The organism is Mycobacterium sp. TH-M106, from assembly GCF_057473765.1.
Genome location: NZ_JBYCLE010000054.1, coordinates 1 through 8,099 on the forward strand (window position 1 = coordinate 1; position 8,099 = coordinate 8,099).

An 8,099-nucleotide genomic window follows, 5' to 3' on the forward strand; every position below is an offset into this window, starting at 1 on the left:
CTGTAGGAACTCGCCGAACATGTCGGATTTGACGCTCGGCGACCTGGGTTTTCACAGCAGGGTGTCGGACGCTGGTTCTCCCGAAGGTGTCGGAATCCTCCGCGACGGGCGGTCTCTCGGGAAGTCGAACTGCCGGCCGTCAGGCAGACTCGACCCCGTAAACACACCTGCTCGCTTTTCGACCGGAAGAAACTGCTCAAGGTTCGACCGGAGTCGACAACCTGGCTTGACTGAAGCCCACTACCGTGGATCGGCCGAAGTGGATCGCGCACCGCGCGACAGGAACTCGTTTTCAGGGCTACGGATTAGAACGTCCCGGACCGCACGCGCAGGCATCAGTGCGACCATGTCGCTGATCGGGCACTCGTCGCCGCCGTAATCCCTCATCAGCAAGGAACGCGGGTGGTTGCGTAGCGGGCAGACCCGCTCTAGTATTTAGTCGCATGACCAAAAATCGGGGCCCTCGCCGGCCCCGCCGGCCGGTGGAGGACACGCAGGTCTGCGAAGACAGGGCGGCAACGCACCCGATACAAGCAGAGATGGCCCCCCATCTGATGGTGAAGCGCGGGGGCGCCCCGTTACGGATGATTCGGTAATTCCTTGTCTACAAATCTGCCCCGGCCTAACAGCAACATTGATGCCGTGGTGGTCGGCTCCGGGTTCGGCGGGGCGGTGATGTCAGCACGGTTGGCTGAAGCCGGGATGAAGGTATTGGTTCTCGAACGTGGACCGTGGTGGGGTGCAGGCGGCGATTCTCGGGATGCGGAAGTCACCCGACCATTTCCACGCGGCCTGGCAGCCATGCCCGGGTTTCTCCGCGGTATGACCAGGGCTAACGATCATGGGCAGCGAGTCCTGTGGTCGCGTCCGACCGGGTTGTTCGACGTGCATCTGTGGCCCGGGGCCACCGTGGTGGTCGGCAACGGGGTCGGCGGTGGCTCCCTGGTCTACGCGGGATATCAGTCGCGTCCGGCGGCCGGATTCTTCGACGACTACTTTCCCGATGACATCTCCGATGCCGAGATGGCGCCCTACTTCCGGCTGGTCGAAGCGATCCAACAGCCGCAGCAGTTGCCGGATACGTCCGCCTCCCGGGAGGTCTTCGCCCAGGGTCTGACCCGCGCGGGCCTGGGCGCACCCGAAGCGCCGGTGATGGGCATCCAGTTCGGCGACCGCGACACGCCACAATGGCGCACCAACGCGGTCGGCAGCCCGCAACAGACGTGCCGCGCCTGTGGTGCCTGCGTCATCGGATGTCAATACCGCGCCAAGACGACCCTGGATCTGACGTATCTCGCGCTGGCGCGGCGCAACGGCGCTGACATCCGTGCGCTGTGCGAGGTGACCGCGATCGGGGGTGCCGACCACCGTTACGAGGTGGCCTGGCGCGACCACCACCGCGGAACCGATCATGTGACCGTCACACCGCGTCTGGTGTTGGCTGCCGGCACCGTGGGAACACTGCGACTGTTGTTCGCCGCCCGCGACAAGCACCGCAGCCTGCCCGCGCTGCCGCCCGCACTGGGCAAGGACTTCTCCGGCAACGGGGACTATCTGGCCATGCTGAGCCGGACGCGTTCGGCCGCACATGGCGGGCGGCATGCGATGTTTCAGAACGTGCATCGCCTAGCCGACGGCGGATTCGTCGGTGAAGCCGCCCCGCCGGTTACCCAGCTCCCGCTACCGGGGCCGGTGCGGCGCTGGCTGGCCGAAACCGTGTTCTTGTTCGCGACGGGACGCGAGCCAGGGATTTCGTTGCGTTCCGTCAACGGCGTCCCGTTCGCGCCGGAGTACAAGGCACACAATGCCGACTTCTACGCGCATACCGCCGAGCGGGTCGCCCGCATCGCCGAGGCCTACCAACCGGCCCGGTTCCGTGGGAACTGGCCCGGTGGACAGCGCAGCCGACGGTTGGTCACCGTGCACCCGGTCGGGGGTGCGGCGATCGGGGCGACACCCGACGCCGGGGTGGTCGACCACTGCGGGCAGGTGTTCGGTCACCGGGGCCTGTTCGTCGCGGACGGCTCGCTCTACCCGGCCGCCCCGGGGGTGCCGCCATCGCTGGGGATCGCGGCGATGGCCGAACGCCAGGCCGCGCTGCTGACCGCGAGTAGTTCGTGACGCCGGCGAAAACCGCGCCGGGCAGACAGAAACGCTGAAGGGAGCAGGGAGATGGTGTTCACTAGGAAGTCGGTGCATGCCGCCGGGAAACCGATCGGGAAAACCTATACGTTGCGGGAGCTGGCCGGCGCAGTCGTGCGGTTCGTCCCGCTGGCGCCGCGCGCCGGGCTGGTGTGGGGACTGCGCCGCATGGATCCGGCGCTGCGCGAGCAGGTCATGCTGACCGTTGCCCGGGCGAACGGCTGCCGGTACTGCAGCTATATCCATCAGGAATGGGCCATCCGCACCGGTGCGTCCGACGAGGAAATCGCGCAACTCGAGGGCACCGATCCGGGCGCCTTCGATCGTGGCCGGTGGAGCGCCCTGGTTTACGCGCGGTCCCTGGCCGAAAACGATTTCGGGACGCTGCCCGCCGAGATCGTCGCGGACGTGGCTCGCCACCATGGCACCGGTGAACGCCGCAACATCGAGGCCGTTGCGCTGGTGATGACGATCGTCAACCGATCCGCGAACACCATGGACGCCTTGCTGTTCCGCCTGCGCGGTGAGCCGGCCTCGCAGTCACTGGCCGCCGAGCTGGCCATCACCGCCGTCCTTGCGGCGACCGGCCCGGTCCTCGTGCCGATGCTCAGCGTCATTCTGCGCAAGTCCCCCTGGCAGCTGCTGCGGGAGTTCCGCGCGTTCACCGCCGGTGAGGCACCCGACGATGTGCAGGCCGCCTGATGGCCCGGCTCGGGCGCGCGGCCGCACCGCGGGATGACATCACCGTCTCGGCGCGCACGATGGCCGAATGTGACCAGCTGTTCGACCGGTTGGCCGCGCCGCCCGCAAACGCGCTCCACGGTGTCTTCCGTGGCCGTCTCGCGGCGGTTCCCGCCCTGGACTCCCTGCCGGATCGAACGCGCCGCGCGATCACCTCGATCGCCTCGCACCTACGGTTTCCCTGGTACGGCAAGGCCTTTGACGGCGACCACGGCGCCAATGTCTGGCTGACCTCGACGGGGCGCTTCCAGCGTTTCGGCTACCGCGTGCAATACGGGGAGCGGGCCGCACACCTGTCATATCAACGCGCCGAGAATCCGCGGTTGCTGCGCGGGCTGGCTGCGGAGATCCGCAGCCTCGCATCCGGCCGCTACTTGTGCCGGGCCGCGCTGCGCGGCACCGTGGTGCTGTACTTCACGCTCGAATCGTAGAAAACCCAAGCCGAAGGGCACAGGCCATCACACCATCGCACCGCGCCGCCGACACGCGCACAAAGATCCTCACCAGCGCGGCCCGGCGTTTTCGTTCCCAGGGCTACCTGGCCACCACAGTCCGCCAGGTTGCCGACGACGCCGGAATGCTGTTGGGCAGCCTGCAGTACCGCTACGCCAAGAAGGAGGGGCTGCTGATCGCGGTCATGGAGAGCGCGGTCGAGCGCACCACCGATGCGATCCGCCAGGCGATCAGCGGCGAACACCGCGTCGATGATCGACTGCGTGCGGCGATGACGGCGTACCTCGAGGCGCTGTGGAGCGGAAACGATGCGCTCTACGTTCTGTTGTATGACTGGCGCGCGCTCAAGGGCGGAGACCGGGAACGGGCCGCGCTGCTGCACGAGCGGCTCTTCTCGCTGTTCGACGGCCTGTTCTATGAGGCCGCCGGCGCCGGCTTCATCGCCGCCGACGTCGACATCCCCACCCTGCGGGATCTGTGGTTGGGTGCGTTGAACTGGACGGCCGACCATCCGCCGAATAAGACCGCCGAACAGATCAGCGAACTGCTGTGGACGGTTCTCACTGAAGGCGCCGCGCAGCACCGCGTTGAGCAGGACCGATGATCGACACCGGTGAGTGCCGTGCCTCGCGACCGCGTCTTTGACGTCTTCAACAAGCGCACCTATACGGTCGCTCAATTGTGGGCGGATCTGCGAGGTGTCAACTGGAAGACCGGAGCCGATGTCTGGCTGCGCCACGCGGTGGATCGCCAAACCCGGGAGGCGATCATGCTGGCGGTATCCCACGCCCACGACTGCCGCTACTGCACCTTCATCCACCGCGAATGGGCGTTACGCACCGGCCTGCCGCTATCGGTGATCTCGGGAATCGAGGCACACGCCGACCCGCACCAGAAGCAGACCCGCGGCTCACCGCACGACCCGCAGTGGCTGGCCACCACCTACGCCGAAGCAATGGCACGCGTCGACTTCGCTGCCATCTCGCCGTTGCTCGAAACCGCGGTGACGGTCGCATTTGACAGCGCCCACCGCAGCCGAATCGAGGCTATCGCCAGGATCATCACGATCTTGAACCGCAGTACCAACACCTTCGATGCCCTGCTGGCCCGGTTCTCGCATCAGCCCGTCGACGACAGCAGACTGTGTGATGAACTGGCGGTCTCTGTATTCGCCTGGACGGTGACCTTTCCCATGTTCGTCAGCGCCGCGTTGATTCGCCGTGAATCTCCTCGTCACGTCCTGCGCCGGTTTCGGCGTTCCTCGCCAAGGTAATTGCATATCCGCATGCCGTTCGTCCACCAGAACCAACCGCCCTACACCACGCCCCTGGACGTAACCGTCCACCTAATCTTTCGACAGTACGTCGCGCCATCGCGTGTGATCGGATCCAAGGGTATGGGCGGCTCGGGCGGTGATTCGCCTGTCTCGGGACGGATCGGGCGGTGAGGTCCTTTCAGTGCCGGCGACGAGATGGTTGTGGATGTCGAGGATTTCGTCGAGCCTGAGTCCTCGGGTGCCGTCTTTGCGTTGCCGTCGCGCGGCAAGGATGAACTTCGACGCGTCCCAACGGCTGATCTCGGCTTCGATCCCGCAGGGAGGCGTTTCTATGGACAGCGGACGGGATTCTTGCGGCGGGAGTTTGAGCAGGGTCAGCGTCACCAGGTCCTTCAGCCCGGCGCGACGGTAAATCCCAGTGCCGTCGCCGCCGTCGTGGCGGACGTCCCGCGGGCTGTCGGCGTGTGTTCTTCAAGGGGGCTTCCATGTCAACGGGCCGTTGGGCCGCAACGATTTCGATGTCGACATCAGGTCGTACGCAGTTGTGAAGAGGTCGCGGTGCTCGGCATCGATGCGTGAGCGTTTCTGTTGCCAGTCCACTGGTTCGTCATCCCGGATTGCGTAAGGGAAAGCCGCGTAGCGGATGTCGCCGCCGGTGAAAAGTTCCCAGTACCTGCGAACAACGTCGCCGAACTCAGCGCGACCCATGGTGCGACTGCTGGCACCGGCACGGGTCAGAGCCAGTACCAGCCGTCGTGGGTCGTCGGCGATGATGCGCCGCTGCTGGTAGTCGATCGGGGGTTGGTTGCAGCGCAGATGTTCCTTCAGACGGGTCAGGGCGGCAAGGGCTTCGGGCCAACGACCGTCCCGGACGATTTGACGCCAGTACCGCGTGACCGGCGTGGCTATGCCCTTGGGCAGACCGAGATCCAAAGCGATAATTGCCCACGTTCGGGTGTCGCCGATCTTGGTGAGTGCCATGGCTTGGGCTGCGGCAGCGAGCAGGTCGGCTTCTTCGGCGTCTGCCCATACGGTGTCGGGCCACAGCACCTGCGGGATGCGGGCGGAATGGAGTTCGGGGAGCTCGACCTGGTGTTCGGGGAGTCGCTGCCAGATGCGGTCGTCGTTTTCGCGAATTGGGTAGCGGGGGTGGCGGTTACCGCAATCGAACATGAGCTGGGTGGCCGGGCTCAGCGTCGCGCGCACGGAGCCAAGGCGGATTGCCCCGAGCAGGGGATTGCGTTTGCGTCGTAGCAGCGTGTTGTCGGGACCAATGGGTGTGATGGGTCCTGCGGGGTTCAAAAGCCCTGCGGCATGGGCCTTGTCTGCGGCGGTCTTGGTCGATTCGCAGGACAGTACACCGCTGGCTTTGCGCAGCGCGCGCACCAATGCGGTGCGGTCGCCGTCGCTGTCGAAGAGGGTGGTGATCCTGAAGGATTCATCGACGAGTTCGCAGAGGGCGTCGAAGGCGATCGTCGCTGTAACCTCGACGTCGGCGAGGCGGATCGGGCTTGCCGGGTCGTGCAGGTACTGCCGCCTCAGCCGGAAGGTCAGTTGGTGAGCGCCGATGGCATCGGCGTCCATGGCGAAGGGTTCGATGGTTCGCAGGTCGAAATTGCAGCGGCGTCGGTACATCATGTGGCCACTTGGGTGTCTGGGCCGGTTGGGGCACCGGTAGAGCGGAGCGCCGGGTTGCTGCGACAGCCACGACATTGTCGACCACGGTTGTTCACCGCAGCGCGGGCAGGTGCGCACCAGCAAGCATGCGTGCCTTGGGCAGGCGATCGCGAACACGCTTGCCCATTCCCGCTTCCAGTGCGGGTCGGGCTCCGATAGGCACCCGGGGCAGAACGTGCTCCCAGCCGGGATGGGTCGGGTAACCGCGTAGTAGCGGACGAGGTAGTCCACGACCGCGGTGTTGGAGAGCAGTTCGGCCGCGGCCGCGGCCACGTCGGCTTCCGGGCAGCCGAACTTGGCTGCGAGCAGGCTCGAGTGCTGACGCATCAGCCGCGCGAATTGCCCAGGCCGCGCATGACGGTCGTCGATGCCGGCTTGCGCGATCAACTCTCGCGGGGTGATGCCGTAGCGGACGGCGGCACGCGTCAACCAGCACTCGATCGTCTCGTCGGGTCGGATGGCGACCGTGATGGGGAAGCGGTCGATGTCGTAGCTGGCCGGCACCGACCGAAGTGACCGCCCCCGGCCTTGCGGTTTAGGCGGTTGAGCTGCTGACCTGGGCGGCATTGTCGATTGTGGCTGCGGCGATCAAATCGGCGGTGATGGTCTCGGTGCCGGTGGTGATGGCCAAGTAGCAGACCCGGTCGATCAGGTTCGTCAGTGACGCGATTCGCCCCTGGGTGCGCCGGTGCAGCTCTTTGGCGTGATCGACCAGCATCCCGGGGCGGGCCGCGGCGAGTTTGATGTGCGGTTCCAGTACCTGCAACACCATGACCCAGCTGCGCATCGCCGCAGCGGAGTCGATGCTGAATGGAGCAACCGGGCAGCGGGTAGTGCGCCGGCTGGTCTGCGCGTAGGCGGCCTGCTCGCCGGTCATCCCCTCGTCGAAGAATCGTTTCTCGGTCAGCTTCACGCCGACGTAGATGAACGTTACGGCCATCTCGTTGGCCAGGCCCTTCAGGTGATTTGATACGTCGATGCCGTGGCGGTGTTTGAAGTCCACGAAGTGCAGATCGTCGATCACGATCAGCCTCGTCGCACACGAGGTCGCGCAGTCGACGGCGAGTGCACCCAGCTTCGACGTGGAGGCCCGGTCGACGGCCGGATGCCCATAGAACCGCAGGATCTGCTGGTTCAGGCCCTTCAACGTGATGCCGGCGGTCAGCGGTACAAACGCCACGGGCAGACGCTGGTGTCCCTCGGGGGTCAGCGGGCCCTCGCGTCGGTAGACCCGGCGATGGAAATCGCGGGCATATCGGGTGGCGATGGTGGTCTTGCCCAGCCCGGGTTCGGCGTCGATGACCACCGCGCCGCGCAGCTTGTCGCCGTCACGGTGATTCGACGCCATGACCTGATCGATGATCCCGTAGGCCATCTCCAGCTGCATCGTCTTGACCGTCGGCACATTGGCGTTCCAGACCAACCGGGCCTGGTTGTAGTCCTCAAGCTCGTCATCGGACAACCCGGCCATCTGCGCGCGGGTCAACACTTCCAACGATTGCCTGGGTGCGGCGTTGACGAACGCATCCCAGCCCTGTTTGCGTGACAATTGATGGCGCGCAGTCCCGTTGGTCGCCAGCCACCGCGCCCACGGATTGCTCACTCTTCAAACACCTCCAACCCGGCGGTGTCAGGGTGCTCGATGAAGTACCGCTCGAAGACGTCGATGTCATCGACGACTTCCAAGGCAGCTCGTTGCTCTCGCCGTTCCAACAGATCGATCACACCGGGAAGCGACGCCACCTCCTGCGTGGCATCTGCAGCGGCCGGATCTTCGGCCTGATCGCGGCTGGCGCGTTGCGCGCTGAGG

Annotated in this window: 8 protein-coding genes and 1 pseudogene; 5 read left to right on the top strand and 4 right to left on the bottom strand. The window is 65.8% G+C overall.

Features of this window, described 5'->3' with window-relative positions; all coding sequences use genetic code 11:
* Positions 1-642 precede the first annotated feature (642 nt).
* The 5 genes from AC2VOP_RS01810 to AC2VOP_RS01830 all read left to right on the top strand — a co-directional run bounded on the left by AC2VOP_RS01810 (position 643) and on the right by AC2VOP_RS01830 (position 4,609).
* Positions 643-2,121, top strand: coding sequence for a GMC oxidoreductase (locus AC2VOP_RS01810; protein ID WP_486959375.1), 1,479 nt, complete (start codon positions 643-645; stop codon positions 2,119-2,121).
* 111 nt (positions 2,122-2,232) lie between these two features.
* Complete coding sequence (locus AC2VOP_RS01815) at positions 2,233-2,844, top strand: carboxymuconolactone decarboxylase family protein (RefSeq protein ID WP_486959376.1); 612 nt, start codon at positions 2,233-2,235, stop codon at positions 2,842-2,844.
* Positions 2,844-3,314 carry a hypothetical protein gene (locus AC2VOP_RS01820; RefSeq protein ID WP_486959377.1) on the top strand — a complete coding sequence of 157 codons (471 nt, stop codon included), beginning with the start codon at positions 2,844-2,846 and terminating at the stop codon, positions 3,312-3,314. The genes AC2VOP_RS01815 and AC2VOP_RS01820 overlap by 1 nt, the downstream gene beginning before the upstream one ends.
* Positions 3,260-3,940, top strand: coding sequence for a TetR/AcrR family transcriptional regulator (locus AC2VOP_RS01825; protein ID WP_486959378.1), 681 nt, complete (start codon positions 3,260-3,262; stop codon positions 3,938-3,940). The genes AC2VOP_RS01820 and AC2VOP_RS01825 overlap by 55 nt, the downstream gene beginning before the upstream one ends.
* Positions 3,941-3,949: 9 nt before the next feature.
* Positions 3,950-4,609, top strand: coding sequence for a carboxymuconolactone decarboxylase family protein (locus AC2VOP_RS01830; protein WP_486959379.1), 660 nt, complete (start codon positions 3,950-3,952; stop codon positions 4,607-4,609).
* Between the two features lie 72 nt (positions 4,610-4,681).
* Here the strand turns inward: AC2VOP_RS01830 and AC2VOP_RS01835 are convergent, their stop codons facing one another.
* The 4 genes and pseudogenes from AC2VOP_RS01835 to AC2VOP_RS01850 all read right to left on the bottom strand — a co-directional run.
* Positions 4,682-4,996: a hypothetical protein gene (locus AC2VOP_RS01835; RefSeq protein WP_486959380.1), complete on the bottom strand. Its 315-nt coding sequence runs from the start codon at positions 4,994-4,996 to the stop codon at positions 4,682-4,684.
* A gap of 87 nt (positions 4,997-5,083) precedes the next feature.
* Positions 5,084-6,793, bottom strand: a complete 1,710-nt coding sequence (locus tag AC2VOP_RS01840; RefSeq protein ID WP_486959381.1) for a TniQ family protein — start codon at positions 6,791-6,793, stop codon at positions 5,084-5,086.
* 31 nt (positions 6,794-6,824) lie between these two features.
* Positions 6,825-7,892: an AAA family ATPase gene (locus AC2VOP_RS01845; protein ID WP_486959382.1), complete on the bottom strand. Its 1,068-nt coding sequence runs from the start codon at positions 7,890-7,892 to the stop codon at positions 6,825-6,827.
* Positions 7,889-8,099, bottom strand: a pseudogene (locus AC2VOP_RS01850) (integrase); the annotation flags it as partial. The pseudogene AC2VOP_RS01850 and the gene AC2VOP_RS01845, both read right to left, overlap by 4 nt.

Coding starts and splice junctions, on each gene's coding strand:
- AC2VOP_RS01820 (WP_486959377.1), top strand. CDS start 2,844: ATGGCCCGGCTCGGGCGCGCGGCCGCACCGCGGGATGACATCACCGTC.